Origin of the sequence: Bradyrhizobium sp. 142 (assembly GCF_023074015.1) — a bacterium.
In the GTDB taxonomy this organism is placed as follows: Bacteria; Pseudomonadota; Alphaproteobacteria; order Rhizobiales; family Xanthobacteraceae; genus Bradyrhizobium.
On sequence record NZ_JADPKQ010000322.1, the window covers coordinates 40,225 to 67,162 of the forward strand.

20 protein-coding genes, 1 tRNA gene and 2 pseudogenes are annotated in these 26,938 nt (G+C 62.2%); 12 read left to right on the forward strand and 11 right to left on the reverse strand.

Translation table 11 applies throughout. The features are described from left to right. Positions 1-127 precede the first annotated feature (127 nt). Entirely contained in the window at positions 128-1,390 is a 1,263-nt protein-coding gene (fabF, locus tag IVA82_RS29360; protein WP_247382914.1) for a beta-ketoacyl-ACP synthase II, read from the forward strand. Between the two features lie 74 nt (positions 1,391-1,464). On the opposite strand, the gene IVA82_RS29365 is transcribed toward fabF, so the two are convergent. Then, positions 1,465-1,644, reverse strand: coding sequence for a hypothetical protein (locus IVA82_RS29365; protein ID WP_148741711.1), 180 nt, complete (start codon positions 1,642-1,644; stop codon positions 1,465-1,467). Positions 1,645-2,092: 448 nt separating this feature from the next. Here IVA82_RS29365 and IVA82_RS29370 point away from each other — a divergent pair, with 448 nt between their 5' ends. The 3 genes from IVA82_RS29370 (at position 2,093) to IVA82_RS29380 (ending at position 3,236) form a co-directional block, all read left to right on the forward strand. Next, on the forward strand, positions 2,093-2,278 hold the full coding sequence (locus IVA82_RS29370) for a hypothetical protein (protein ID WP_247382915.1): 186 nt from the start codon (positions 2,093-2,095) through the stop codon (positions 2,276-2,278). Between the two features lie 29 nt (positions 2,279-2,307). Further along, the gene (locus IVA82_RS29375) at positions 2,308-2,535 is read left to right on the forward strand and encodes a hypothetical protein (RefSeq protein ID WP_247382916.1); all 228 of its coding nucleotides are present in this window, start codon (positions 2,308-2,310) and stop codon (positions 2,533-2,535) included. A gap of 521 nt (positions 2,536-3,056) precedes the next feature. Then, positions 3,057-3,236: a hypothetical protein gene (locus tag IVA82_RS29380; RefSeq protein ID WP_247382917.1), complete on the forward strand. Its 180-nt coding sequence runs from the start codon at positions 3,057-3,059 to the stop codon at positions 3,234-3,236. A gap of 175 nt (positions 3,237-3,411) precedes the next feature. Here IVA82_RS29380 and IVA82_RS29385 read toward each other — a convergent pair. Continuing rightward, a pseudogene (locus tag IVA82_RS29385) lies at positions 3,412-4,310 on the reverse strand (MBL fold metallo-hydrolase). A 107-nt stretch (positions 4,311-4,417) separates the two neighbouring features. Beyond that, positions 4,418-5,050 (reverse strand): DsbA family protein, encoded by a 633-nt coding sequence (locus IVA82_RS29390; protein ID WP_247382918.1) that lies wholly within the window; start codon positions 5,048-5,050, stop codon positions 4,418-4,420. Between the two features lie 120 nt (positions 5,051-5,170). Between IVA82_RS29390 and IVA82_RS29395 the strand changes: the two genes are divergently transcribed. Together IVA82_RS29395 and ftsH are read left to right on the forward strand one after the other, a co-directional pair. Next, positions 5,171-6,115, forward strand: coding sequence for a LysR family transcriptional regulator (locus IVA82_RS29395; RefSeq protein WP_247382919.1), 945 nt, complete (start codon positions 5,171-5,173; stop codon positions 6,113-6,115). A gap of 219 nt (positions 6,116-6,334) precedes the next feature. Further along, positions 6,335-8,176 carry an ATP-dependent zinc metalloprotease FtsH gene (gene ftsH / locus IVA82_RS29400; RefSeq protein ID WP_247382920.1) on the forward strand — a complete coding sequence of 614 codons (1,842 nt, stop codon included), beginning with the start codon at positions 6,335-6,337 and terminating at the stop codon, positions 8,174-8,176. 885 nt (positions 8,177-9,061) lie between these two features. On the opposite strand, the gene IVA82_RS29405 is transcribed toward ftsH, so the two are convergent. The 6 genes and pseudogenes from IVA82_RS29405 to IVA82_RS29430 all read right to left on the reverse strand — a co-directional run bounded on the left by IVA82_RS29405 (position 9,062) and on the right by IVA82_RS29430 (position 12,888). Beyond that, complete coding sequence (locus IVA82_RS29405) at positions 9,062-9,430, reverse strand: hypothetical protein (RefSeq protein WP_247382921.1); 369 nt, start codon at positions 9,428-9,430, stop codon at positions 9,062-9,064. A gap of 26 nt (positions 9,431-9,456) precedes the next feature. Beyond that, on the reverse strand, positions 9,457-9,819 hold the full coding sequence (locus tag IVA82_RS29410; RefSeq protein ID WP_247382922.1) for a C-terminal helicase domain-containing protein: 363 nt from the start codon (positions 9,817-9,819) through the stop codon (positions 9,457-9,459). A gap of 37 nt (positions 9,820-9,856) precedes the next feature. Further along, a pseudogene (locus IVA82_RS29415) lies at positions 9,857-10,783 on the reverse strand (SNF2-related protein). A gap of 175 nt (positions 10,784-10,958) precedes the next feature. Then, entirely contained in the window at positions 10,959-11,213 is a 255-nt protein-coding gene (locus IVA82_RS29420; RefSeq protein WP_247382923.1) for a hypothetical protein, read from the reverse strand. 182 nt (positions 11,214-11,395) lie between these two features. Beyond that, on the reverse strand, positions 11,396-12,637 hold the full coding sequence (locus IVA82_RS29425; protein ID WP_247382924.1) for a type II toxin-antitoxin system HipA family toxin: 1,242 nt from the start codon (positions 12,635-12,637) through the stop codon (positions 11,396-11,398). Beyond that, positions 12,637-12,888, reverse strand: a complete 252-nt coding sequence (locus tag IVA82_RS29430; RefSeq protein WP_247382925.1) for a helix-turn-helix transcriptional regulator — start codon at positions 12,886-12,888, stop codon at positions 12,637-12,639. The genes IVA82_RS29425 and IVA82_RS29430 overlap by 1 nt, the downstream gene beginning before the upstream one ends. A 609-nt stretch (positions 12,889-13,497) precedes the next feature. On the opposite strand from IVA82_RS29430, the gene IVA82_RS29435 reads away from it, so the two are divergent. Genes IVA82_RS29435 through IVA82_RS29450 form a run of 4 tightly spaced genes read left to right on the forward strand, consistent with a single transcriptional unit; the run spans position 13,498 to position 21,723 of the window. Further along, a complete protein-coding gene (locus IVA82_RS29435; protein ID WP_247382927.1) occupies positions 13,498-15,018 on the forward strand; it encodes a TIGR02677 family protein in 1,521 nt (506 codons plus the stop codon). After that, entirely contained in the window at positions 15,015-16,307 is a 1,293-nt protein-coding gene (locus tag IVA82_RS29440; RefSeq protein WP_247382928.1) for a TIGR02678 family protein, read from the forward strand. The genes IVA82_RS29435 and IVA82_RS29440 overlap by 4 nt, the downstream gene beginning before the upstream one ends. A 5-nt stretch (positions 16,308-16,312) precedes the next feature. Next, positions 16,313-20,467, forward strand: coding sequence for a TIGR02680 family protein (locus IVA82_RS29445; RefSeq protein ID WP_249815505.1), 4,155 nt, complete (start codon positions 16,313-16,315; stop codon positions 20,465-20,467). Further along, positions 20,464-21,723: a TIGR02679 family protein gene (locus IVA82_RS29450; protein WP_247382932.1), complete on the forward strand. Its 1,260-nt coding sequence runs from the start codon at positions 20,464-20,466 to the stop codon at positions 21,721-21,723. Before IVA82_RS29445 ends, IVA82_RS29450 begins: the two co-directional genes overlap by 4 nt. A gap of 432 nt (positions 21,724-22,155) precedes the next feature. Here IVA82_RS29450 and IVA82_RS29455 read toward each other — a convergent pair. After that, a tRNA-Gln gene (locus tag IVA82_RS29455) sits at positions 22,156-22,230 on the reverse strand. A 256-nt stretch (positions 22,231-22,486) separates the two neighbouring features. Between IVA82_RS29455 and IVA82_RS29460 the strand changes: the two genes are divergently transcribed. Next, positions 22,487-24,265, forward strand: coding sequence for an acyl-CoA dehydrogenase (locus IVA82_RS29460; RefSeq protein ID WP_247382934.1), 1,779 nt, complete (start codon positions 22,487-22,489; stop codon positions 24,263-24,265). Between the two features lie 209 nt (positions 24,266-24,474). Here IVA82_RS29460 and IVA82_RS29465 read toward each other — a convergent pair whose 3' ends face one another. Continuing rightward, entirely contained in the window at positions 24,475-25,716 is a 1,242-nt protein-coding gene (locus tag IVA82_RS29465) for an MFS transporter (protein ID WP_247382936.1), read from the reverse strand. Between the two features lie 304 nt (positions 25,717-26,020). Here IVA82_RS29465 and IVA82_RS29470 point away from each other — a divergent pair, with 304 nt between their 5' ends. Then, entirely contained in the window at positions 26,021-26,779 is a 759-nt protein-coding gene (locus tag IVA82_RS29470; protein WP_247382938.1) for an enoyl-CoA hydratase-related protein, read from the forward strand. The last annotated feature ends 159 nt before the right edge of the window (positions 26,780-26,938 follow it).

Here is a 26,938-nt window from a genome sequence, read left to right on the forward strand (position 1 = left end):
GGTTTGCGGAGCTGTGGTCCGGTCGGGCGCGTTGCGCTGCTCTGCCAAGGACCCCATTTCGGTTCGAACGCGAGCTTTCGGTCGAGCCGAACGGCGTGGTTGATGGGCAACTAAAGAGGTAGTCTTTATGCGTCGCGTTGTCGTTACAGGATTGGGCTTGGTATCGCCGCTGGGCTGCGGCAGTGACTTGGTATGGTCGCGTTTGTGCGCGGCCCGCTCAGGACTGGTCGCCCTTCCCGAATGGGCGGCTGCCCTCCCCGCACGGGTCGGTGGACTCGTGCCGACAAAGGCCGACGATCCGGATGGAGGCTTCGATCCGGATCTCATTGTACCGGCGAAGGATCAGCGCAGGATGGATCGCTTCATCCTGTTCGCATTGGCCGCCAGTGCCGAGGCCATTGTGCAAGCGGCATGGACCCCTTCCGACGCACCGTCGCTGGCGCGCACGGCAACGGTGATCGCATCGGGCATCGGCGGCTTCCCGGCCATCGTCGAGGCGGTCCGGACCACCGATCAGCGCGGGATCAGGCGGCTCTCGCCGTTCACCGTGCCGTCCTTTCTGGCAAATCTCGCAGCCGGTCACGTCTCGATCCGCTACGGCTTCAAGGGTCCGATCGGCACGCCGGTCACGGCTTGCGCCGCGAGCGTGCAGGCGATCGGCGATGCCGCGCGCCTCATTCGATCCGAAGAAGCTGATGTTGCGATTTGCGGCGGATCGGAAGCCTGCATCGATCTGGTGAGTCTCGGCGGCTTCGCCGCCGCCAGGGCGCTTTCGACCGGCTTCAACGAAACGCCGGCGTGTGCATCGCGGCCCTTCGATCGCGACCGTGACGGCTTCGTCATGGGCGAAGGTGCCGGTATCCTCGTCATCGAGGAACTGCAACATGCGCTGCGCCGCGGCGCCCGACCGATAGCCGAAATCGCGGGCTATGGCACGACGGCTGACGCCTATCACATCACCTCGGGACCCGAGGACGGCGACGGCGCGCGCCGCGCCATGGAAGCCGCTCTGCGGCAGGCCGGCCTCGAGCCGGGCGATATCCAGCATCTCAACGCCCATTCCACTTCGACGCCGGTTGGCGACCTTTCCGAACTGGAAGCGATCAAGGCCGTGTTCGGCCGCGAGGGGCGAATTGCCGTCAGCGCCACCAAATCAGCAACGGGTCATCTGCTCGGCGCGGCCGGAGGAGCGGAAGCGATCTTCACGATTCTTGCGTTACGCGACCAGGTCGCGCCGCCCACACTCAATCTCGACAATCGCGACGCCGCCGCGGAAGGCATCGACGTCGTCGCCCGCGAGGCCCGGCCGATGACGATGGAACATGCGATTTCGAATGGATTCGGCTTTGGAGGCGTCAACGCCAGCGTCATCTTCCGGCGCTGGCAATGAAGAACCCGGGCCGGTTTCGTACGGCGTACTCGACCAGGCACGACATGCCTGGATGGTCGCCGTAATTCCACTAGTCATCCGACGTGCCATCGCCCCTTATGGATATCGAACTTCACCAGGCCCTCGTCCCGCATTTTCAGCAGCAGGGTCTGGCAAGCCTCCTCATTTGTGACATTGGCGCGTTTCATGACCTCGTACACTTTGAGCGGTTTCTCTCGAAGGGCAACCAGGATCTTTTCTCGTTCATTCAACACGGCGAAACTCCGACGCTCATCAAGCGCGCCAATCACTGAAAGTACGACAGCTGATCTTCCGTTACGACCCGCTCGACATTGTCCGACTTGCTCTTGATACGGTACCGAAGACGCCCATCTGCCTCGATCGGCATACATTGAACGATGGTGTAAATCATCGGCGGATCAGTTGCTTCACGTCCTTGTGGACCCTGGGGCTGGTGGCGAACGTCTTCATTCAGCTTATAAGCATACGACATGTGCTCACCTCTAAAGTTCATCTGCGGCTGCTCTAGCGTGGAGCATGCTGCAACGCAATGCATCCGGACGCTGAAGCCGTTGGTTTAGACCGCACCGCACTTTCAAGTCGCCGCCTGCGCGACAAACGTCTATCATAGACCCCAGAAATGATTTGGATAGCCAATGATTTGGGTAGCTCTGGACCAATCATGGGTGCAAGGATCTGGCAATGACCAAACGAAAGCGCTCCGCCGAGCAACAGGTCGCGGATGAAGCGGACCGAAAGGCGCAAAACCCCGTTGGGGCGCGGCAAACGATAGCGGACAGCCACGCCGATCCAGAGTTCCAGGAAAACCATAAACGTCTCAGGGCCGAGCGCCTGGCGCGAGATGCCGGGCTCAAAGGCAAGAATTGACCCCTGAGAGAAGCATCAGATCGGAAAAGATGACAAAAGAAGTTGGTGAATACGAACCGCCGAAACCGATCAGTAAAGCGGAGCGTGAAGCACGCAAGGCCTTCCGCCAGGTCGACGCGGAGAAGGCCATGTCCGAGCATGCGCTCGCCGAGAAGGCCTTTGCTCAGAATCGAGAGCGGCTGAAGGCAGAGCGACTGGCACGGGAAGCCGCAGCGGGCCCGGTGCCAAAGAAGCAACCCAAAGCGAAGAAGAAGTGAACCGCACGAATAGCCGCACGGGTTGACCTCGCCGGAGCGTTCCTAGAGCCCGCCATTAAGCCTTTCTCCCGCCTGACGCGAGCAAGCTCAACAAAATGGAGCCCCCGCTCGGTTTCATTTTCAGTCCCAGCATTCGAAGCCGAAGGAGATCGGCGTCTGTGCGAGAAACCGATAGCTATTTGCCGGGAAAGCGCGCACGGTTCTTTAAGGGCCGGAAACGGCCTACTCCTGATGTGCGCCCGCGCTGTCGCTCGCGGATGCGCAACGCGAGGATGCGAGCGAGTCTCGTGAGCGAGACTCTGGTCGATCTCGCGGTTCTCGTCATCAAAAGCCCGAGGCAGTGGTAAAGGCGCGTTACGTGCGTGACCTTTACGCGAATCCTGGCGCCTACCGACATGCACGCGGCATCCGGCCTCGGTACTTGCGGATCTCGCGCCGCCTCGCCGGCGAGAGCTGAGCGAGCACGAGCTGGTGTCTAAGGAATCGAGGCCCACTTCCGGGCTATCAACAGAAAGCAGTTCATGCAGAATCTCTCGCCGCGGCACGTCAAGTTGGAAGAGTCCGTTCGGCTGGGCGTGGTGTCCGGATGGTATTCGACCAAAGTCAGTGGAACGTTTATGTCCGGTCCCCACGAATCGGAGGCCGATTGCCTGCGCAGGATCGCGGAAATTAATCCTCCGCCGGCCGCCAAGCGGAAATGACCCAATCTCTGGAGGCGCCGTCCCGGTAATACACGGAGGCGCACCGGCGATGTCGGCGGCAATCCCGCCGGCATCATCCCGCGGATCAATGTTCGTTCGAGCGCTGCCCGCAACAACTCATGATTTCGCTCAAACGAAGCACCAAGCTCAGATCGGATCGAGAGCGGACGCTATATCAACCCCACTTCATTTCACCCTTGGCGACCTTCGAGCCGATATCGAGGGCGACGCCCATGCCGAGATTGGGGAATCTGGCGTCCATCGCGGCCTTCAGGGCTGCGCTGTCCTTGGCCTTGGCCAACTCCTCCTCGAATGCGACCAGATACGCTCTGGTGTGCTGAACGCCTGAAAGATCTGTCGGAGCATTGGGCGCGCTATGGCCGGCGACCACGACGGCCGGTTTGCGCTCGGCGATCTTGTCGAGGTTCGCGATCCACGCCGCGCGCTGTTCCTTAGTCGGCGTATCGGCGGTCCAGACATGGACACCGGAGAAGATCATGACGCCGCCGAAAACGGCCCTGAGCGAAGGGACCCAGAGATAGCGGCGGTTGGCCAATCCGTCGGCGGCGACGATCTCGACGGTCTCGCCGTCGATCGTCAAGGACGGGCCGTCAAAGGCCTCGGGCAGCACGACATCGGAAGGTGTCTGCGGGCCGTTTTCCTTGAGTTGGGGGCCCCATACCGCGAGCTTCTTCTCGACATTGCCCTTGATCGCTTCGAGCGTCGCCGACGCGGCGATCACCTTCACCCCCGGAAAGGCTTCGCGAACCGGCTTCAGGCTGAAATAGTAGTCGGGATCCGACTGGCTGATGTAGATCGCAGTCAGCTTCTTGCCCGTCGCCTTGATCGCCTCGGCCAGCGCGCGTCCATCCGGAAAGCTAAAACCGCCATCGATCAAGGAGCTTCAGTCGGGCCGGACACCAGGACGGGGGCGCGGAAGAATCCGTTGGGGCCCGCCGGAAAATGCTTCCAGCTCAGCTTGCTATCCGCCGCATGGCCGAACTCGGCAGGAGCAAAGACGGCTGCTGCGCCGGCTGCCAGGGTGGTCTTCATGATATCTCTGCGTGTGGGCATCTGATTCCTTCGCGCTTGTGAGACAGAGGCGATTGCCGCGGGAGAATCCCCGCGACCATCCCCCCTGCGAGAAATCGGCATCGCCTTGGCGCTGCCGTTTGGCAGGATCAGGCGACCTTCAGCTGTGAGATGAGAAGGTCGAAGCGCCCGAACAGAAGATTGCCGGGCAGCAGGTGGCGCTCGGCGCCATCCCCCACCAGCACGGCCGGAACGCCCGAGATGCCAAACCGCTGCATCTCGAACTGCGCGGCCTGGATCTCGCGGCGATAGGTCTGCATCAGTTCGCTGTCCTGCGCCCGCACACGCTCGGCGGCCGCAGGCAGACCGATGGATCGAAGGATGTTGCTGATGCCGGCGAGGCTGGCAATGTCCTGAGCATCCACGTACCGGGCACGCTGGATCGCTTTGAGCGCTTCAAGCTCCCTCGCTGGCTCCGTAGCGCGGACCGCGATCATACCGAGGGTTGCCGGCGCAGAGTCGAACATGCCGCCGGACTTGCCCAGGACCTCGCTGCGGTAACGTTCAGAGAAAGGCTGGCCCGTCAGGCGCGCGATCCGCTGGTCGTTCTGCCAGGCATAGGCGGCAAATTGTGCGTCCATTGCGCGCGCCCCCTCGCCCGCGAACAGGCCCGTCGGCATGAGCGCCAGCGTCACGTCGTCGAGTTGGGCAAGCTTTTCAAGGGTGGGGTCTGCGCCGTAGCACCAGCCGCAGAGCGGGTCGAACAAATAGGTGATGCGCATGTGCAACTCCGCGGCAGGTTTGCTTGAGGGCGGAGATAGGCGAATTTCATTCATTGATAAATGACGTCTAATACGACAGACTGTATGTAATTGACTTACAATCTACCTCGATGGCGCGGCATGGAATCGATCAATCTCAACCGGCTCGCCTACTTTGCGGCGGTCGTCGACGCAGGGTCGTTTACCCGGGCGGCTGACCGGCTCGGCATCACGAAGACGGTTGTCAGCCAGCAAGTTGCCCGGCTCGAGCGGGAGCTCAAGACCGGGCTGCTGGTGCGGACAACGCGGCGGGTCGAGCCCACGGAAGCCGGCCGCCTGCTCCACGCGCGATGCGTCATGATCCTGCATGAGGCCGAAGCCGCGGTGGCGGAGCTGGCGCAGACCAATGCCGAGCCGATAGGGCTGTTGCGGATCGCTGCGCCGAACGACTACGGCTCCTACAGGCTTGCGCCCCTAGCCGCGGCGTTCTCGAAAAGATTTCCCGCCTGCCGCGTCGACTTGATGCTCGCCGACACCAAGATCGACCTGATCGCGAACCAGATCGACCTTTCGATCCGTGTCGGCTGGCTGGAGGATTCCAACCTGCAGGCCAAACGGATTGGAAGCTTTCGGCAGCTGCTGGTCGCGGCACCGGGCCTCGTCAAGAAAGGCGCCGTGGCCCGGCCGGAAGATCTGGCGTCACTTCCCTTCGTTGCCAACGCCGCCCTGAGGGAGCCCCTGGAATGGCAATTCGCCAAGACCGACTTCGAACGGCAGACCGTTCGGATGAACCAGACGCTAACCATCAATACAACGCCGGCCGTTCTCGCCGCGACCATCGCGGGAGCCGGCCTGTCCGTATTGCCGGATTTTCTGGTCTTGAACGACATCAAGGCCGGCCGGCTCATCCACATTTTGCCAGGGTGGACGCTTCCGGCCGGCGGCATCCACGCCGTTTATCCGGCGTCTCGTTTCCGCCCCCCCAAAGTCACGGCGTTCGTGGCGATGCTCATGGAGGAGCACAAGCGCGCCGCCTCCCGTGCTCCGAAGAGCCAGGAGCGAAGCGCGACGAGGCTGTCTCGCTGAAGCGAGAGGCTTGAAGTCCGGTCCTAGTTTGAGATGCAGCTGTGCGGCACGCTTCCACGCGGGTGTGAACGCCTGCCGGGGGCTCTTGCGGGCCAGGAACTGGAGGCCAAGGGAAGCGTTCTGTCGGTACGATCTAGGTCCGAACGCGCATCCGGGCCGAACAAGCGCGCAAACCGCGTCGCTGCCCCGCGGCGCAACGATATCGGATCGAGCTTCCGCATGAACAAAAACGTCCGCTTCAATCTCGGATATGCTGTCGCCGCGATTTTCGCCGTCCTCCTGATCCAGCATCTCATCTCGGCGGCCAACCAAATAGCCGTGATTCCCTACAGCGAATACCAGCAGTTGCTGCGTCAGGGCAAAGTCGATGCCGTCGGCATCTCCGATCGCACCCTGCAAGGCACGCTGAAGGAGCCGCTGCCGGGCGGCCAGAAGCAATTCATCACCACGCGCGTCGACCAGGAGGTTGCGCAGGAGCTGGAGAAATACAACGTCCGCTTTACCGGGCAGATCGAGAGCACGTTCCTTCGCGACCTGTTGTCGTGGGTCATGCCCGTGCTGCTGTTCTTCGGGCTCTGGTGGTACATCGGCCGGCGCATGGCGGAAGGCGGCGGGATTGGCGGCGGGCTCATGGCGATCGGCAAGAGCAAGGCCAAGATCTATGTCGAGTCCAATACGGGTGTCACCTTTGCCGACGTCGCCGGGGTCGACGAAGCCAAGGACGAGCTTCGCGAGGTCGTCGATTTTCTGAAGAATCCCACTGATTATGGCCGGCTTGGCGGCCGCATGCCGAAAGGCGTGCTGCTCGTTGGCCCGCCGGGCACAGGCAAGACCTTGCTGGCCAAGGCCGTCGCTGGCGAGGCCAGGGTGCCGTTCTTCTCGATTTCGGGTTCGGAGTTCGTCGAGATGTTCGTCGGTGTCGGCGCAGCGCGGGTGCGGGACCTGTTCCAGCAGGCGCACGAAAAGGCGCCGGCGATCATCTTCATCGACGAGCTCGACGCCCTCGGCCGCGCCCGCGGCATCGGCCCTTTCGCCGGCGGCCACGACGAGAAGGAACAAACGCTCAATCAGCTGCTGGTCGAACTTGACGGCTTCGATGCACGCTCGGGGCTCGTCATCCTCGCCGCCACCAACCGGCCGGAAATTCTCGATCCCGCCCTGCTTCGCGCCGGCCGCTTCGACCGGCAGGTGCTGGTCGACCGGCCCGACAAGAAGGGGCGCGTAGAGATCCTCGAGGTTCACATGAAGAAAGTGCGCCTCGCCGCGGATGTCGAGGCAGACGCCGTCGCTGCCTTGACGCCGGGATTCACTGGCGCCGACCTCGCCAATCTCGTCAATGAAGCCGCGCTTCTGGCGACCCGCCGCGGGGCCGACGCAGTCAGCATGAGCGACTTCAACAACGCGGTGGAGCGCATGGTCGCAGGCCTCGAAAAGCGCAACCGCCTGCTCAATGCAAGGGAACGCGAGATCGTCGCCTATCACGAGTTGGGGCACGCCATTGTCGCGCTCTCACTGCCGGGGGTCGATCCCGTGCACAAGATCTCCATCATCCCGCGCGGCGTGGGCGCGCTTGGCTATACCATTCAGCGGCCGATCGAAGACCGCTTCCTGATGACGAAGGAGGAGTTGGAGAACAAGATGGCGGTGCTGCTCGGTGGCCGCGCCGCGGAACTGATCGTGTTCGGGCATTTGTCCACTGGTGCGGCCGACGATCTGCGCCGCGTCACCGACATCGCCCGCAGCATGGTGACGCGTTACGGAATGTCCGAGAGACTTGGCAGCGTGGCCTATGAGCGCGATCCCGGCAACTTCCTTGCGGGCACCGAACGCCCCTATCCGGTTCGCGAGCGCGACTACGCGGAGGAAACTGCAGCCGCAGTCGACCACGAGGTGAAAGCCATTGTCGACCAGGTCTTCCAACGCGCCCAGGGCATCCTGAACACGCGGCGGCCGGTGCTGGACCGCGCCGCGACGAAATTGTTGGATAAGGAGACACTGGAGCAGAGCGATATCGATATGCTGTCCCGGGAAATGCCCAAGGAAGGGTTACGCGCGATCTAACGGGCTTCGCACACCGAGCGGGCGCGGCGTTCAATGGGCACAGTAGCGCAAGACAGTTTACGCAGGCCGCTTCCGCCTAACCTCCGTCGGGAGCTCGATCACGATCCCTATTGATGGCGAACTGCTTGAGATGCTTGGCAAAGGCGAGCCTCCGCGTCTTGACGGCTCGATCTTGATACCTGCATCGGCACGCTTGGCCTGCCACTCGATGAAAAGGTGGCCGGCCACCAACATCATTCCGGCGCAGAACAGCGCAAGGCCAGCCCCTACAAGATCACGATAGTCATCCATCCCACGAACCAAACACCGTGCCGATCAGCTGCCGGTGGCAGCCTCACGGACGTAACCGCCTCGATGGTTTTGAACGATAGCGGCCGCGCATGGCGCGCTGCGCTGGCGAACACAAGCAGCCGGTTCAGGCCGTCTGCCGGTGCTCGAGCAGATCGTGACCGAAACCAGGGGCGGAAAGCCACAAAGAGGCAAAATCATAGGTGGTCAATCCATCAGAGCAACATGGTGACAGGCGCGCTGGATGCCGTGTCCGGCGGCACGGCTGAAACGATTAGAGAAGAAATCATATGGTTCGGTATTTCCGCACGCCTGCCTTGCAGTGCATTCACCCTCTCTGTCGACGCGCTTGATGGTCGGACACGCGCTCCAGCGGCTGCGAGCAGGCCGGCATGCGGCTTGAACCGGGAACTCAGCAGCTAAAGTGCTGGCTGGGGCGGGAGGGATCGAACCTCCGAATGGCGGAATCAAAATCAGTTTGATTATTCAATGATTTCAAGGCGCGTTTGGAAGAAGCGGTCAAAACACGCTTCAACAATCTCAATAGGTTGGCAGCCGTTTCCAAACGTGAAGACCGCGCTCCATGACGGATCTGAGCTACCTTCCACGCAAACTCTTGGCTACTGCCGAGAGCACATCGGCCAGTTGCCTCGCCATCTCCGGTGACGGCAACGGAAGCTTAAGATTCTCCGCGCCCGTGCGTGGATCACGCTCGATCCATGATTGTGCGGCGGGGCCGGAGCCGGACGAGGCAGCAAGGGCGCCAATGAACTGTACCCCCATCTGCAGCAGCACCTGCCACGGATCGGGAGGCGCATCGCGCAACACTTGCCCCATTTCGCCGGCCGGCGCGACCGCCACATCGTCAGCGCCGGCAACTGGATCTTCGTCGGCTGATTGCTCGTTGACGGCGCCGTCGACACCTCCCCTCTCTTCGGCAGGGGAAATGGTTTCGCCTGCCCCCATCGTTCCCGTGACACTCTCCACATCCTTCAGGAAACGAGCCGCGATCCGCCAAGTGAAATCTCGCCATTGCCACCGTCGAGGATTCCTTCCGATAACGAGCGCTTGAACGCCAACACCGAAAGCATGCCCTCTTCGATCGAGCCTTTCGCAACGAAATTGACGACCTGAACCTGACGCCCCTGGCCGAGCCGATGGACGCGTGCGATGCGTTGTTCGAGCACGGCCGGATTCCATGGCAGATCCATGTTCACCAGCGTCGACGCATGCTGCAAATTGAGGCCGGTACTGCCGGCATCCGTAGACAGGAAAACGCGACAGGCGGGATCGTCGCGAAAACGGCCGATGAGCTCCGGCCGCTTCTCCGACGGCACGCCACCATGGAAACTCACATAGCCGATCCCACGCGCCTCCAGTCGCTTTTACGGCTCAGTCATTGGTACCAGCACATTCTGGTCCGTCCGGCTGGGCAATTGCCGCAACACCTCCGACTTTCGGCGGCGAATCATGATGGGCGCCAAGGTTTGGCCGATCTTCTCCAGCCCCCTGTAACCGGTGACGCGGCCGGCTTCGTCCCTGACTTGATGTTCGTGCAAGAGTTTTCAGGTCGGGCCCAGCCGGCACGATCGAGATCAATTCTTCCAGCTTGTTCTCCAAGGGCGTTCCGGTCAGAACGATCGCGTATGGACTGTCGATGCGCTTCAACGCTCGCGCCGCAATCGTGTTCCAATTTTTTACCCGCTGCGCTTCGTCGACGATGACCAGTTCAGGCGCCCAGGCGGTGATCAAGTCGAGATCGGACTGCAGCTTCTCATAGTTCGTGATCTTGCAGAAGTCGTCGATTCCATAGTCGTTCTACCGTTGCGCTCGCCCGCCTCCTATGACGCGCGCCGCGCGCTTGCCTCGCCGCCCGGAAAAGCGCGCTATTTCGCTCTGCCATTGGTATTTGAGCGATGTCGGGCAAATCACCAGGACTCTCGATACGCCGAAGTGGCGGGCCAGTATTTCCGTCGCGGCGATTGCCTGTATCGTCTTGCCCAATCCCATATCGTCGCCGATCAACGCCCGACCGGCCCTAACCGCAAACAGCGCGCCCTCGGCCTGATAGGGATAAAGCGCTACCTTCAGGAGTCTTCGCAGCTTGAGGTCGGCGGCACCGCGTGGGAACAATCGATCGGGCTTCGACGCTCGGCGATCGGCGTCCTGCCTTCCCGCAATGAAATCGAGGGCATCGTCATAGGCACGAAGCTCGTGACCGCTCTCCGACACCAAGGTCATGAAGCGTTTGAGCTCGTCCGGCCGGTTGTCTGCGAGGATTCCATCACGCTTCATATCGAACAAGCGATCGGCGGCCATCCTCACCGCCTGCAGGCAATCCGTCCCGGCACGGAAATGCACGCGGCGCTGGCCTGCATTGCGCAAGTAGAGCTCGGAAAATTGCGGCTGGTAGCCGCGTGCGAACGCCGCTTTCGCGCCTCGCTTTTTCTCCAATTGGGCGAGCGCGAACTCGAGATGCTTGCAAGTCCCCAGCTCATTTGTTGCGTAGTCGGGGCCGGAGCAGAAGTTCCCTCCTGGTCCCAGGCCGCGTACCGCCACGCGGTAACTCGATTTCCGAATTGGGATTGGTGACCCGAAACTCGGAGAAGAACGGCTCGCTGCCGAGATTTTCCAGCACGAACGATTGCTCGCGGCCAAACTGGCGGCGCAAACCGCGCTGCCAATCGGCCGGTGATAGACCAACGGGTACGTGGGTGCGAGAAAGCTTGGCTTCTTTGTTCGATTTCACGGGCGGGCTCGCAGCTACGGTGCATCGATCTCATCGACGCACCTTCCGTTCAAGGTTCAAGAGGGGCGTCTTTCGGCGATTTTGATAGCCGATCCTAGCTCCTGGCCAATCGCTACACACCCCCGGCGAGATCATAATCCACCGCGGATTGAACCCACCGCTGGAAGCCAAGCTTTGGCTCGCTACACGAGCGCCGCTCTCGGAAAGCCAAGACTTTCTCGAATGCCTGTCTGCCAGGCCGCGAGAAGTTTTCCTCCAATCTCGCGATGAACCGAATTCTCATTGAAATACTTCGTCACTTCCGGTGACAGCTTCGCCAGAACGTCCGCGGCCTGCTCAATGATCTTATTGATCGCCTGCAGGGAAAGATCGCAGCGGGTTTGACCAAGACGCACCAACGCTTTGCGCTCTGGCCAGTTGGTGGAACCATTCAATGTGAGCGCCATGCCGTCCTTCGGCAAATAGGGTACCGTGCTGACGAGATCATAGATCGGCGCAAGACGTGCGGGACCAGTGACATCTTCATAGATGACACCGAAGTTTTTCAGATGTGCGTCACCATTGCGAAGTGCACAATTTAGGACGAACAGCTTGAACAGATCCTCTAGCGCGTTGCGGTGTCCGGCCGGATCAATGAATTCGCGGGCACGCTTGAATAAGCGTGTTTCGTAGCCACCGTTGTATTTCTCGGTAGTGGGTACACCGTTGAGGACGCAAAAGTCCTCGTAGCCCAGATAGGTGCCATCAAGCCGCAGATCGAACCGCTTCACAACGATGGCGGCACCGCTGTCCGAAAGCTGGAAATCCGGAACAGTCAATCCTATGGCCTTTGCGGCCGACAGGCAGAAATGTTCGTTGGCAGCAAGCTCGGGATATTCGTTCGGGTCCCAGAACTTTACGATGTGCGTAGCGCTGCGAAAACTCTGAGACTGGCGATCACCTGCACCTATTCCCGCGTCGTCGGCAGCGCGGATCATCACCTTGGGCTGGATGCCCGAAAGTCCTGAATGGACCGCGAACTTCTCTAGCAGGTAAGCGAACAACTCGCCACCGCGCTTTGCGCTGAGGATCTCGTCGATCGATTGGAATGGAACGTCCTCATTTAGCTCGGCATCGAGATCAGAGTAACGGATGCGCCCGATCTGGGTTCGTCCAACGACTGCCAGCAAATCGAAATCATCAAACGTTCCGGTCGCCTTGGCAAAACTTCGCATAAGGTATGCCCGGAGCGCCCCCTCCGGGAGATTCATGTCGAATATCGGCGCGAGACCATGTTGCGTATTCCAGGATGCTGTTCGCACCGGCATGGTGATCGAGACTGCACGTTCGGCTGCCACGTTGGGCGTGTAGACGAAAGCTGTCCCGCGCGGTCCATGGCGGTCCAGATGTCCAGCGGAATGCTGATCAGTCCAGACGCGGAGCATTAGCGAGTCTCCTCCGCTGCCAGATCCTCAAGTGTTGGGCGACCGCGATTAAACTGCGTCAACCGCAGGTCGAGATCCAACGCGTTCAAGATGCGAAGCAGATGTTTGATACCCATTTCCGCAAGGCGCGCATTCTCAAGCGCCTCCAGGCGCGCACGGCTGATGCCCGCAGCTTGTGCCAGCTTGGTCTGCGACCATCCCTTGGATTTACGGGCCGCCTTAACACGCTCACCGAGTTCGATAAGGTCCATGTTTGCAGCCTATAATAGTCAATTCTACTATTTCGACCATATTTACCTATTATAGCTGGCAGATGCAATGCCTTCTATAGAAGTTAGTCTATCAAGTATTGACGGAAACGCCTCTTTAAGTAGGCAAATTGGAAGAATCAAGAATGAAGGCATCGACCGGAGAGAACAAATAGGGAACTTTTTCAAGCCTGCCAACCGATGTCGCCCGCGACGGACGCTTTCGAAACTCCGTGTTGCCCTCACAGCGACAACTGTTGTCATTCGACCCAGCGGCGCCGGATGGCGACCGCCGCGATGCCGACGAAGGGTTTCGCCGCTCGTGCACGAAGAGATCAGGGACACCGACGAAGGACAACCAATGGCTATCTGGGATTTTATGAATCAGGTGTATTTCGAGGGCCGAGATAGCACTGCAGGCTGCAGCGGGTGGGAAAATAGACTAGTACTTCCTTTTCTTAAAGCGTGAGTCGCAATTCAAGATCGGAGGCCTACCGAAGCGAGAGAAGTCCACCTTTCGTCCAAAGGCCGCCGTATCACTGAGCTCTGATTCCGGGTACTAGCCTATCGTGCAAGTTGCGGATCTCCGTCGGAATATCGAGAGGATCGCCTATGCAAGCCGTAAGCGATTCAGCCGAACTTTTCAGGCACGTCAGCGCCGAAAAGGCGGACTTTTATCGCTGCATCATGGACGTTTTCGCCGCAGCCAAGCGGCAGTACCGGCTGCAGCTAAGACCGGACGAAGTGCTTGCCGAAGCTCGATGGCCAGCCAAGCTCCCCGAGATTGAAGAAGTCAATGCCGCGCTGACCCAGCTCACCGCTTGGGGTAATCTGGAGTCGCATCCTGACACTGCGCGGGTGTCCAGTCTCAGTGATTTCTACCGTGCCCGCTATCTCTATCGGCTCTCGCAAGGCGGCGAAGCCGTAGAATCGGCGCTGGCGCTTTTCGTGCAGACGCTGGAGCGCCGCGCCGAACTGCAAAGCGTAGCCCTCGAAGACATCGCAAGCCGGCTCGAAGCCCTGCGGGCGCTGGCTGCCGAGACCGAGCCGGATGCGGCCAAGGTCCATGAAACGCTTCGGGACCTCGTCCGCGTTTTCGAAGGACTTGCCGAGAATGCACAGGCGTTCATGGCCGGCGTTGCACGCAGCATTGAGCTGCAGCAGGCCCAGGCCGGTGCAGTGCTGAACTACAAGCGACAACTCATCGATTATCTGGAGCGCTTCATCGGCGATCTGGTGCGCCGGTCCGACACGATCGCCGGCTTGATCCATGCTCTTGAGCCCAGGATCGATGCCATGCTGCAACAGGTCGCCGCGCGCGAAGGGCGCGATGCCGCTCCAGGCGAGATCCAGGATCAGATCGACGCGCAAGCCCGTTACAGGGACGCGTGGCGCGAGCGCTGGAGAGGGCTGCGTGGCTGGTTCTTCCGCTCCAGCCACGAACCATCTCAAGCCGAGTTGTTGCGAGCGAGGGCACGATCGGCCATTCCGCAGCTTCTGGCCGCCATCGCGGCACTCAACGAACGGCGAAGCGGCCGCAGCGATCGCTCGGCCGACTTCCGCGTTCTGGCGGGCTGGTTTGCCGCCTGCGCCGACGACAACGAGGCCCATCGGCTTGCCCGCGCCGCCTTTGCGCTGAATCCCGCGCGGCATTTCTCGCTCGACATCGATGCGGGAATGGACGTGCCGGCCACCACACGCTGGGCCGACGCCTCGCCCTTGGTGATTCACCCCCGCTTGCGCGAATATGGCGAAGCCGCTCCAAGAGGGCCTCTGCCGCGCGTGCGGGACCGTACGGAGGCCCGCGCGCGCCTGGCGCGCGAACTCGCGCAAGAATCTCAGCAGGTCGAGGCGGCTCGCAAGCGTCTGGCGACCGGACTACCAACGCATCTCTCCAACCTGGGCGAACTCGACACGCACGCCTTCAGCCTGTTCCTGGGACTGCTTGGCGAAGCCCTGTCCGAACAGGCTGGTCCGGAATCCGTAGCCGAACGGCCGACAGGTGACGGTCTATTGCACATTCATCTGAAGCCGCTTCCTCCGGACAGTTATGCCGAGATCAATACGCCGCGGGGCATTTTCGGCGGGCGCGACCACGTAATCACAATCACATCGACACAAGACGTGCAATGAAGACAAGTCGTCAGAGACCCAGGGACAGCCGCAGCATCGGCCAGCAGCAGCGCCAGTTCCAGCGTGAAGAATTTCGCAGCGCCCTCCGCGCCTTGTTGATGACGCCGTTGATGAGCCCGATGCATGAAGACTTCATTGCCGTACGCCGCCAGGCAAACGCCCTGCAAGAGTGGTTTACCCGCGAAACCGGATGGCCGTTGCAGATCGGACGGGAGGGCGCGCGCCTCTACAAGCGGCCCGCCGATCTCAACAACTCCACCCGGGGCCTGCCCGATTACGATCGCCGCAAGTATGTGCTGCTCTGCCTTGCCTGCGCGGTGCTCGAGCGCGCCGACCCCCAAGTCACGCTTCGCATTCTGGGAGAAAGATTGCTCGGTCTTGCCGCCGAACCGGGACTGACGTCACTCGGCTTCAACTTCACGCTCGGCTCCCACCACGAGCGGCGCGAACTGGTAATAATATGCCGTACCTTGTTGAGCCTGGGCGTACTACAGCGTGTTGCCGGCGATGAGGATGCCTTCGTGCAGGGTGGAGGCGATCAGGCAGATGCGCTCTACGACGTGCATCGGCCAGCGCTCGCCGGCATGCTGGCGGCCGTGCGGGGCCCGTCGACCTGGCCCGCCGAAGAGGCGCCCGACACACTGGACCAGCGAATGCACACCCTGCTCGATGAGCACGTCGCGGACAGCGATGAAGGTCAGCGCACGGCGTTGAGACACCAGATCGCGCGTCGTCTCCTCGACGATCCGGTGGTTTACCTTGAAGACTTGAACCCGGAGGCCCGTTCCTATTTCATAAACCAACGCGGGGCGATGGCCGCCCGTCTGTGCGACGCGACAGGCTTGGTCGCGGAGCAGCGAGCCGAGGGGCTGGCCCTCGTCGATGAAACAGGCACGCTAACGGATGTCGCAATGCCTGCCGAAGGCACCGATGCGCATGTGACATTGCTGGCTGCAGAATATCTCGCCACGGACTACAGGCAGCAGATCGATACCGCCGGCCGAAGGCAGCCCTTCGTCAAGCGCGAGCACGATATCGTCGACTTCCTGCGTGACGCCAAGAGCCGATATGGCCGCTATTGGCGGAAATCGGCACGTGAATCAGGTGCCGAACGCGAGCTCACGAAGATTGCCATAGGGCGTCTTGAGAAGCTCCAGCTAATTGTCAGGAGCGGAGACTCCATCCTGCCGCTTCCGGCGCTCGCGCGTTTCGCACTGGGCGAGGCCGAAATCCGCCAGGAAACACCGGAGATGCCAATCCCGGCCTCCAACTCTCTCTTTTCCAGTTGAAGACGATGTCGGCCTTGCTTTCGCCACCGCACAAGAGGCCGGATCTGCCAATTCCCGCGCAACCGCGCTGGCAACCGTTACGGCTCGGTGTCGTGGAGCTGTTTCATTACGACAGTGAAGAATTCTGGTTCCGCGACGGCCATCTGCTTTTGCGCGGCAATAACGGCACCGGCAAGTCGAAGGTGCTGTCGTTGACCCTGCCCTTCCTGCTCGACGCGCAGGTCAAGCCATCGCGCATCGAACCCGATGGGGACAGCGGCAAGAGGATGGCCTGGAATCTCCTGATGAACAGCCACGATCGTCGCAATGGCTATGCGTGGATCGAATTCGGCCGCCTCGCCGACGACGGCACGCCACGATATCTGTCGCTCGGGGTCGGGCTTTCCGCGGTCGCCGCCCGCCCGCAGGTGGAAAGCTGGTTCTTCCTGATCGAGGAAGCAGAGCAGGCGCCGCGCATCAATCAAGACCTCTGGTTGATGAGCGACCAGCGCGTCGTATTGACCAGGCAACGCCTTCGCGACGCGCTCCATAGCCATGGCCAGGTTTTCGACACCGCGACCAGCTATCGTCGCGCGGTCGACGAACGGCTGTTTCACCTCGGCGCCAAGCGTTACGATGCATTGATGGACACCCTTATCCAGTTGCGGCAGCCGCAACTTTCCAGGAAGCCGGATGAAACCGCGCTCTCGAACGCACTGACTGAGGCCTTGCCGCCACTCGCGCCGGAGTTGCTCGGCGATGTGGCCGAAGCGCTCGGCCAACTCGAGGAGGACCGCCGTCAGCTTGAAGAATACCAGGCACTGGCCAAGGCCATTGTGCAATTCGACCAACGCTATCGCATTTACGCCGGAACGCAGAGCCGCCGGCAAGCGCGCGCGCTGCGTCAGGCCCAGACTGAATTCGACAGCGCCAGCCGAGCGCGCAGCGAGGCTCAAGTCCGGCTTGAGAACGCAAGGAGCGAGGAGGCGAAAGCCCGGACCGCACATCATGAGACGGAGGTCGCGCTGGCCAGCGAACGCGCCCGCCTCGAAGCGCTGCGTAGCGGCCCGGCGATGGAAGATGCCAACCTCCTCGAATTGGCCGTGAAGGAAGCCGAGGCGCGTGGACGCGCAGCGGAGGGAGCAGCTTCAACCCTTGAGGAGTCGGCCAGACGATCGGAGCGCAGCGCGAGGGATACAGAACTCGCCAGTCAACGCGCACTCGCGGCCGAACGCAGGATGACCGCATTGCGTCAGGTTAGCACAGCCCATGCCGGATCGGCCGGCATCGCCAACTTCCACGCGGAGAACCCGCTGTCAACGTTCGCGACAGATGCGCTGGTCGAGCTGACGCAAAAGGCGTTCGACGGTGCATCGGCCGCGCTGCAGGAATTGGTCACCAGACGACGCGAGCAGATCGCGCTGCTCCGCCAGCGCCACGCCGATATGGCGCTCATCGAGGTCGAGCACGCGCAACGTCTGCGCGCACGTAGCGATAGACAGGCTGCAGTCGAAGCCGCAGCTCACCAACGTGAGCTGGCGGATGCCGACGTTGAGCGCAAGGGCACCGATCTCATCGAGGCCTGGGACCGATTCTTCGCCGACCTGAAGCAACTCGAGGTCGGTTCCGACGATCGTCTTGCGGCGTTGTCAGCCTTGGGTGACTGGGTCATGGCCCTGGATGGAGACAATCCGACGCGTCATTTGCTGCAGGCAGCCCAGTTGCAAGCCAATCAGCGGCTTGCACAACGTCGCGTCACGCTCGACGGCGAACGCCAAGCGCTGGAGGCTGAGCGCAAGACCCTCGAAGACGAGCGTGGCTATCTCGAAGCCGGTATCGACACTGTGCCCCCCGCACCTTACACGCGAAGCTCCGATGCGAGGGCTGCCCGTACCGGCGCGCCGCTCTGGCAATTGGTGGACTTTCGCGATGCGGTAACTGGTCCGCAACGGGCCGGCCTTGAAGCTGCGCTGGAAGCTGCCGGCCTGCTCGATGCCTGGGTTTCGCCCGATGGCCGGTTGCAAACTGGAGAGGGCGGCTCCGTGCTGCACGATGAGCAAATCTTGGAGCGACGACCGCATCCGACCTCGCTTGTCAACTGGTTGCAGGTTACCCCACCGGACCACAGCACCGTGTCGGCTGATGTTGTGGAGCGTGTGCTGGCGGCAATCGCCTGCAGCGACCACGATCTTACCGAAAGTGAAGTCTGGGTTGCTCCCGACGGCCGATTCCGCCTTGGCAGTCTGGCAGGCGCTTGGGACAAATCCGCGGCGGTCTATATCGGATCCGCCGCTCGTGCGGCCGCCCGTAAGCGGCGGCTGGCCGAGATTGCCGAGAGATTTGTGACAATCGGCCGTGAACTCGTGGCCATGCAGGCGAAGACCGAGCAACTCGCCAACGATCAGCACGAGGCAGACGCCGAATGGCGCCTGGCTCCGACCGATGATGTCCTTCGAGAAGCCCATCTCACCGGCGCCGCTGCCGCCCGCGAGGCACAACTTGCCCGCGACCGGTTGGGCGAGGCCGACGCTCAGTACCGGGAAGCTGAAGAAAACCTGCGGAGGGAGCGTGAACGGCTTGCCGCCGACGCTAGCGATCTGCGTTTGCCAATATCACCTGCCGCCCTACCTGCGATCGAAGCGGCCCTGAACAACTATCAGGACGCGCAGATCCGGCTCACGCAAACCATCCATGAGCTGCGCCTGGCGCTCGTGGACCTGCAAAGGCAACGCGCCCGCGAAGCTGAATTGCTTGACGATGCGAAGAGGCATCAAGAGCAGCTCGGGACAGCTCGCATCGAGGCGGAAGAAGCGTCATCCCGACTTATTGTATTGCGCGAAGCAGTAGGTGCAAAGGTCGAGGAGTTGCAGCAGAAGCTGAGCGAGGCCCGCGCCGGTGTCGAACGGTGCGAGGCCGAATGGAAGAAGGCAGGGACGGCCTTGCAAAAGGCCGGCGAGGCGCGCGCCGTCGCCGACGAGCAATACGCGACCGCCAATACGGCGTTTGAGCGCGGCAGCGAAGCGCGTGCGCAAGCCATTTCGAAGTTCCGGCAATTTACCTTGGCCGGTCTGCTGTCGGCCGCATTGCCAGGCCTGGAGGTACCGGACGCGAGCAGCCCCTGGACGATAGATCCGGCGCTGACGCTGGCCCGCCGCGCCGAACAGGCCCTATCCGCCGTGAAGGACGACGATGAGGCGTGGACGCGCGTCCAGCGGCAGATCGGCGAAGACTTTACCGAACTGCAACGTTCCCTCAGCGCGCTCGGTCATCAGGTGCTTGCCGAACAGAGCGATTGGGGGCTCATCGTAAACGTCATCTACCAGAATCGATCCGAACGCCCGGACCGCCTTGCTACGCGCCTTGTGGCAGAGATCGACCAGCGCACTGAGCTGTTGAACGCCAACGAGCGCGCCGTGCTGGAAAATCACCTTCAGGCAGAAATCGCCTCCGAAATCCAGCGTCTGCTGCAGACGGCGGAGGCGCAGCGCGATGCGATCAACAAGGAACTGCACAGTCGGCCAACATCGACGGGCGTTCGCTTTCGTCTATTATGGCAGCCCCTGTCGGAAGAAGAAGGCGCCCCGGTCGGCTTGGAAGCCGCGCGCAAACGTCTCCTCAATACCAACGCTGACCTGTGGTCGTCCGAGGACCGTCGGGTCGTCGGCGCGATGTTGCAGCAGCGCATCGCCGCCGAGCGCGAGCTCGTCGAAGCGGATGGGGGCAGCCTGTTAGACAAGCTCTCCCGTGCGCTCGATTATCGACGCTGGCACAGATTCCGCGTCGAACGCTGGCAGGACGGCCAATGGCGCAAGCTTTCCGGTCCGGCCTCCAGCGGGGAGCGGGCGCTCGGCCTTACCGTGCCTTTGTTTGCCGCTGTTGCCAGTTTCTACAGCCAGGGCAGCTATGCCATAGCACCGAGGTTGATTCTGCTCGACGAAGCCTTTGCTGGAATTGACGATACCGCGCGCGCTCATTGTATGGGCCTCATCCGGGAGTTCGATCTGGATTTCGTAATTACCAGCGAGCGAGAATGGGCCTGCTACGCCGAACTGCCCGGCGTATCGATCTGTCAGTTGCAGCGTCGGGAAGGCATCGATGCAGTGTTCGTCTCGCGCTGGACCTGGGATGGAAAGGCAAAGATGCCGGAAGCCGATCCTGACCGCAGGTTTGCGCCGGCATGACCGATGCGGCCGAAGAACGTCTTCGACGTCTGCTCGGCGGCGATCATCTCGCGTCCCTGCGCAAGCGTCTACGTCGGCGCTTCGAGCGAGCGCCGCTGAATGGCGTGGTCGAGAGTTTCCGGATCGGCGATTTGACGGCGTCGGAGCACGCTGCGCTGGCTTCGGTACTGGGTCGTCCGCAGCATTACGCTAATTCGATGCGAATCGATGTTCGCATGGTCGATGCCGCCTTCCGGAATTCTGGCATCGCTTCCTCCCTGCGCGACGCGCTTGAGCGGCTTGACGGCCCGATTGCCAACCTCGCCTGCGAGCGGTTTCAATCACAAACCCTTTGGTCGGATGTGATAAGGGGCTGCAATCACTCCGGACTCGTCGGATTGCTCGAGAATCCGGCAGGCTTGGGCCTGCTCAAACGCCTCGCCAAACGAGAGCCTTCGGCAGCGAGCCGATTATGTCGCCGTGCTGAAGCGGTCCTGCAACGCCTGCCGGCAAACGGCATCACACGCTCGCAATTGGCTGCCGAGGTGTTGGGCGATGCCCATGCGCTGGATAGCGGACGGGCAACAGCGACCATCGTGATGGCTGTCTGCCGCCAGGCCATCCCGCGAACCTACGATGACTCCATGGAGGAGAGCCCGGACGAAGAGAGACAAAACGGAGAACGGGAGCGCGACATCTGGGCGAAGGTGGGCGTCCTCGTTAATGAATTGGCACGCCCTGCCCTCTTTCTGAATCTTCCCACGAGCGAAACGGAAAGCTACGGAAGGCCGCCGGGAGAGCCGGCGTACGCGTCGCTGCGTGTCTTGCTGCGTTCATCGCCCGTATGGAACGTCGCCGGGCGGGAAGTATATGTCTGCGAGAATGCAAATTTGCTTTCGATCGCTGCCGACCGCTGGGGCGCCGATTGCGCTCCGATGGTCTGCACGGATGGCATGCCGGCCGCCGCGCAGCGATGCATCCTATCTCAACTTGCGTCCGCCGGCGCGCGACTTCGATATCATGGCGATTTCGACTGGCCGGGACTGCGCATCGCCAATCACGTCATGCGGGAACACGGCGTGCAACCGTGGCGTTTCCGTGCGGAGGATTACGAGGCTGCCCTCCGGTCGGCCTCGGCCATCGCAGCTCCCCTTGCGGGCAAGGTGGTCGACGCGGTTTGGGATCCGGCGTTGACGAAGGCCATGCAACATCATCAAGTCTCTATCGCCGAAGAAGGCCTGGCCGCCTCATTGCTCGGCGATCTGGGCGACTACTAACCTCCCAGCGCCTGTGACAGCTCCAGACGACTCCGCAGCTTTCGAGTCCGCCAGTTCATTCATTGATGCGCAACAAGGTCGCAAGCAGCATGAGGCGATGGCTGATCTCCTCGGCTCGGCCGCTACGAAGCGGAGCACCAGGAAAAGACAGGCAGGCCGAAGTTGCGCAAAAGCGCATCATCTCGACTGTTTGTCCGATTTGTGCGCCGTAATACGCTATTCTACGATGAGCGCGTAACAGACCTGCCGGAGTAGCCTCCCTGCGGGATATGTTGGGATGAAAGCCACGGAGATAAGCCAGCATGGTCGATGGGATGCACAACGCCGATTAGTTCGATTCTCGACCGAGCATCAGAAGCTCCATTTCCAAATGTGCCCAAAAGCTTGGCGCTAATAGAGCTGCTAACGTAACAAACCCAGCAGCTTAATTGCTGGCTGGGGCGGGAGGGATCGAACCTCCGAATGGCGGAATCAAAATCCGCTGCCTTACCGCTTGGCTACGCCCCAACACGTGACTGACGGAACGGTGGAAGAACCGGCTACCGCGGATTCCCTCCAGTCGCAGCCGGTCTATAGGGAGCGGCGCGGCATTTCAACCGCTTGGGGGGCAAAATACCACAGCCCCGCGACCGGCCGCGCCACATTCTATTATGACCCGGCGATGGCGCCGTTCCGTGCTGGAGCGCTCCCCTGCCGTCCCAGCAGTTGAGACCTCCGGCGTTTCATGGGAATACGGCGCCAAGACTATCCACGGGAGTGAGCCATGACCTACCGCGCGCCGATTAATGACATGCTGCTGTCGCTCAACCATGGCGCCGGCCTGAAGGCCGCCCTGGAGGCCGGTCATTACGGCGATTTCGACGCCGAGATCGTTGCGGCCGTGCTGGAGGAAGCCGGCAAGTTCGCTTCGGACGTGCTGGCGCCGCTCAACCGGGTCGGCGACGAGCACGGCATCAAGCTCGACGACGGCAAGGTCACGACCGCGCCGGGCTGGCCCGATGCCTACAAGCGCTGGACCGAGGGCGGCTGGAACGCGGTGTCCGGTCCGGAAGATTTTGGCGGCCAGGGCCTGCCGCTCGCGATCAACGCGGCCTGCACCGAGATCTGGAGCGCCTCCAACGTTGCCTTCGGCCTCTGTCCGCTGCTGACGGCGTCGGCAATGGAGGCGCTGGACGTGCATGGCAGCGACGAGCTGAAGAAAATCTATCTCGAAAAGCTCGTCTCCGGCGAATGGACCGGCACCATGCAGCTGACCGAGCCGCAGGCCGGCTCCGACGTCGGCGCGTTGCGCACCCGCGCCGAACGGCAGGCCGACGGCACCTATCGCATCAAGGGGACGAAGATCTTCATCACCTATGGCGAACACGACATGACCGACAACATCGTGCATTTCGTGCTCGCGCGGCTGCCGGATGCGCCGGCCGGCACCAAGGGAATCTCGCTCTTCCTGGTGCCCAAGTTCATGGTCAATGCCGACGGTTCGCTCGGCGCGCGCAACGACATCTTCGCAAGCGGCGTCGAGCACAAGCTCGGCATGCATGCATCTCCGACCTGCACCATGACCATGGGCGATCACGGCGGCGCAATCGGCTTCCTGGTCGGCGAAGAGAACCAGGGCATGCGCTGCATGTTCACGATGATGAACCAGGCTCGCCTCGGCGTGGGGCTGGAGGGCGTCGGTGTCGCCGATCGCGCCTATCAGCAGGCCCTCGCTTATGCGCAGGAGCGCAAGCAGGGCCGCGCGGTCGGCAGCAAGGGCGAAGGCTCCGAGGTGATTTTCGTGCATCCCGACGTCAAGCGCATGCTGATGCGGATGCGGGCGCAGACCGCGGCCGCGCGCACCATCTGCTACGCCACCGCGGTTGCGATTGACGTCTCCACGCGCGCGAAAGATCCAAAGGTGCGGGCCGACGCAGCCGCACGCGCCGCGCTGCTGACGCCGATGGCCAAGGCCTATTCCACCGATGTCGGCAACGAGGTCGCCTATCTCGGCGTGCAGGTGCATGGCGGCATGGGCTTCATCGAGGAGACCGGCGCGGCGCAGCACTATCGCGACGCGCGCATCACCGCGATCTACGAGGGCACCAACGGCATCCAGGCAATCGACCTTGTCACGCGCAAGCTCGCGGCCAATGGCGGTGCCGCGGTGTGGGCGCTGCTGTCCGAGCTCTCGGCGACGGTCAAGCAGGTCGAGGCCTCCAACGATCCCGCCTTCGGCACCACGGGTGCAAAGCTGTGCGAGGCGCTGGAGGCGCTTCACCGCACCAGCAAATGGCTTCTGGAGCGTGTCGCCTCTGCGCCGAACGAGGCGCTCGCGGGTGCGACGCCCTATCTCCAGCAATTCGGCGCCACCCTCGGCGGCTGCATGCTTGCATCCGAAGCGCTCGCCGCGAAGGCGGACGGAAGTACGGACGCGCCGCGTTACGTTTCGCTCGCCCGCTTTTTCGCCGAGAACATCACAGTGCAGGCGGCAGCGCTGGAGCGCACCGTGACGGAGAGCGCGGAGTCGGTCGCAGCGGCGGATGCGGTGTTGTTGGGGTAAGCTGCTAGGATGTACGTGCCGCATGTTCAGTGTCGTCCCGGCCGGGACCCATACCCCCAGGCAGAAGTTTGACGAAGATTGGCAGTTAAGCGGTCGTGCGTTACTGCGATCCGAACCCCATCGATGGATCACGCGGTATGGGTCCCGGCCTTCGCCGGGACGACAGCGGAATATGCGGCGCGCTCCCGGCCAACTCTCAGCTAGCGGACTTACCTCGACCTTCGTGCTGCGCCCCTTGCTCCCGGCCGCCACAGCACAATCCCGGCCGCCACGAGATCGAGCACCACGCACATCGCGAACGCCGTCGTGTAATCGCCGGTCAGGCTGCGCACGAGGCCGACGATGCCGGGACCGAACGCGCTGACGATGCCGCTGATCGAGGTCCCCAGTCCCATTGCGGCCGCGAAGGCGCCAGCGCCGATCTCGCGCTGGATGATCAGGGGCGGGAACGTGATCATGTTGCCGATCGAGAAGCCGTAGACGGCGCAACATATCAGCAGCACCGTCGGGCTCGTGCTCTGCACGATGACGAACAGCGCCGCCGCCTGGCTCGTCATCGAGGCGGCGCTTGCGAGCCGCGGATCGAGCCGGTCGACGAACAGGCCGAGCGACAGGCGGCCAACCACTGCCATCGCCGCCATGATGGTGACCGCAAGGCCCGCGGCATAGCGGCCGATCAGCGGCTCGAGAAACGTCACCTGGTGGACGATGAAACCCATCTGCGCGAGCAATGCGATCGCGAACGGCAGCACCATGGTCCAGAACGCCGCCTGGGCGAGCAGCGCCTTGCGCGAATGGGCCGGCGCGGCCGCGCCGCCACCGGAAGGACGGCCGCCCGATTCCGGCGACATCTCGGCCGGCCAGCCGGTGAAGATGACCACCACCGGCAACACCAGCACCACCATCGCCATCGTGACCGCCAGCATGGCCGAGCGGAAGCCGATGCTGCCGGTCAGCGTCAGCAGCAGCGGCACGAGGACGATCCCGCCGCACGTCGCGCCGTTGAACGCAAGGCTGAGCGCGAGCCCACGTCGCCGCTCGAACCAGGAATTCAGCACGGTTGCGATCACGACGGTGCCCATGCCGGTCCAGCCGACCGACATCAGCGCGTAGGCGAGATAAAGCTGCCAGGGCGTCTGCATCAGCGCCAGCAGCACCGTCGATGCCCCGAGCGCTGTCAAACCGCACAGGATCAGCGATCTCAGCCCGATGCGGGCCAGGAGATTGTCGGTGAAGATGACGAGGACGGAGGTCAGTAGAAACGAGAAAGTGCTGGCGGCGGAAACCAGCGTGCCCGGCCAGCCATGCGCGTGCTGGAGCTCCGCAAGATAGACGCCCTGGCCGTAGAGGCCGAAGCCGAACATGAAGAAAGCCATCAGAAAACAGGCCAGCACGACGCGCCAGCCGCGATAGTGCACCGAGGATTCGTCAATACCCGTTGTGGCAATCATCAATCAAGCAATCGACCAAATGGAAACGAGACAGGACATCGTGCCGCACAACCAACGGTTTTTCAACCGAAACATTGTAGCCGATTGTTGCAGCACGAAATACCGCGTAAAGTAATGCGTTGGCACCATCCATGGCAGGTCGGTTCCCGGGACAAATGCAGCCATGGCGCAAGCACCAAGCGCCTGTCTCACGGAATTGCCACGAAAAGGTTGAGCGAGCGCATTGGCACGTCCGTGGGATGATGTAGGCTGAAGCCAGCGAGACTCGCCAGAGGCAAGCGCCGCGGTGGCGCGGGGGGCACTCATGCCGAACGGTAACATAGTCGTCACCGAAGAGCGCGCGACGCGCGTGATCACTTTGCGCCGGCCAAGCAAGAAAAACGCGATCACACAGGACATGTATCGCGAGATGAGCCGCGCGATCGACACCGCGCAAAACAATCCCGAGATCCGCTGCATGATCATCACCGGCGGCTCCGGCGTGTTCACTGCCGGCGACGATATCGACGATTTCATGCAAGCCGGGGAGGCGAATTCCGAGACGCTGACGGACGGAGCGCGCTTCCTCTACTCGCTCGCCCTCAACGTCAAGCCGATCATCGCGGCCGTGGACGGCGCGTCGATCGGTATGGGCACCGTGATGCTGTTCCATTGCGACTACGTGCTCGCCTCGACCGCCGCGACGTTCTCCGCGCCCTATATCCATCTCGGGCTCGTGCCGGTCGGCGCTTCCAGCCTGCTGATGCCGAGCACGATGGGGTACCAGTGCGCCTTTGCGATGCTGGTGATGGGACGGACCTTCACTGCCGCGGAAGCCCACGCTGCAGGCTTCGTCAACACGGTGGTCTCGTCGGGACATACCGAGGTCGAGGCCCGCAAGGTGGCGCGCGAGATCTGCAAGCTGCCGGGCGAGGCGGTTGCGACCTCGCGCAAATTGCTGCGCGCCCCGCCGGAAGAGCTCACCCGCCGCATCGACCAGGAGAGCCATTTGTTCGGCGAGCGGCTGAAGTCGGACGAAGCCGTCGCTGCGTTCAATGCGTTCGCGAACAGGAAACGGCGGTGAGGCTCTTCCTCTCCCCTTGTGGGAGAGGGTGGCTCGCCGCGCAGCGGCGAGACGGGTGATGGGTTGCCTCAGCGAACTCACTCTCCATTTTATTCTGCGGATAGAACCCCTCATCCGGCGCCGTAGCCGAAGCTTCGCTTCGGCGTCCTCTTTAGGACG

Bases quoted from the DNA above. Each gene is read 5' to 3' on its own strand.
- fabF (WP_247382914.1), top strand. From the start codon at position 128: ATGCGTCGCGTTGTCGTTACAGGATTGGGCTTGGTATCGCCGCTGGGC.
- IVA82_RS29370 (WP_247382915.1), top strand. From the start codon at position 2,093: ATGACCAAACGAAAGCGCTCCGCCGAGCAACAGGTCGCGGATGAAGCG.
- IVA82_RS29375 (WP_247382916.1), top strand. From the start codon at position 2,308: ATGACAAAAGAAGTTGGTGAATACGAACCGCCGAAACCGATCAGTAAA.
- IVA82_RS29380 (WP_247382917.1), top strand. From the start codon at position 3,057: ATGCAGAATCTCTCGCCGCGGCACGTCAAGTTGGAAGAGTCCGTTCGG.
- IVA82_RS29390 (WP_247382918.1), bottom strand. From the start codon at position 5,050: ATGCGCATCACCTATTTGTTCGACCCGCTCTGCGGCTGGTGCTACGGC.
- IVA82_RS29395 (WP_247382919.1), top strand. From the start codon at position 5,171: ATGGAATCGATCAATCTCAACCGGCTCGCCTACTTTGCGGCGGTCGTC.
- ftsH (WP_247382920.1), top strand. From the start codon at position 6,335: ATGAACAAAAACGTCCGCTTCAATCTCGGATATGCTGTCGCCGCGATT.
- IVA82_RS29405 (WP_247382921.1), bottom strand. From the start codon at position 9,430: ATGGGGGCAGGCGAAACCATTTCCCCTGCCGAAGAGAGGGGAGGTGTC.
- IVA82_RS29425 (WP_247382924.1), bottom strand. From the start codon at position 12,637: ATGCTCCGCGTCTGGACTGATCAGCATTCCGCTGGACATCTGGACCGC.
- IVA82_RS29430 (WP_247382925.1), bottom strand. From the start codon at position 12,888: ATGGACCTTATCGAACTCGGTGAGCGTGTTAAGGCGGCCCGTAAATCC.
- IVA82_RS29435 (WP_247382927.1), top strand. From the start codon at position 13,498: ATGCAAGCCGTAAGCGATTCAGCCGAACTTTTCAGGCACGTCAGCGCC.
- IVA82_RS29440 (WP_247382928.1), top strand. From the start codon at position 15,015: ATGAAGACAAGTCGTCAGAGACCCAGGGACAGCCGCAGCATCGGCCAG.
- IVA82_RS29445 (WP_249815505.1), top strand. From the start codon at position 16,313: ATGTCGGCCTTGCTTTCGCCACCGCACAAGAGGCCGGATCTGCCAATT.
- IVA82_RS29450 (WP_247382932.1), top strand. From the start codon at position 20,464: ATGACCGATGCGGCCGAAGAACGTCTTCGACGTCTGCTCGGCGGCGAT.
- IVA82_RS29460 (WP_247382934.1), top strand. From the start codon at position 22,487: ATGACCTACCGCGCGCCGATTAATGACATGCTGCTGTCGCTCAACCAT.
- IVA82_RS29465 (WP_247382936.1), bottom strand. From the start codon at position 25,716: ATGATTGCCACAACGGGTATTGACGAATCCTCGGTGCACTATCGCGGC.
- IVA82_RS29470 (WP_247382938.1), top strand. From the start codon at position 26,021: ATGCCGAACGGTAACATAGTCGTCACCGAAGAGCGCGCGACGCGCGTG.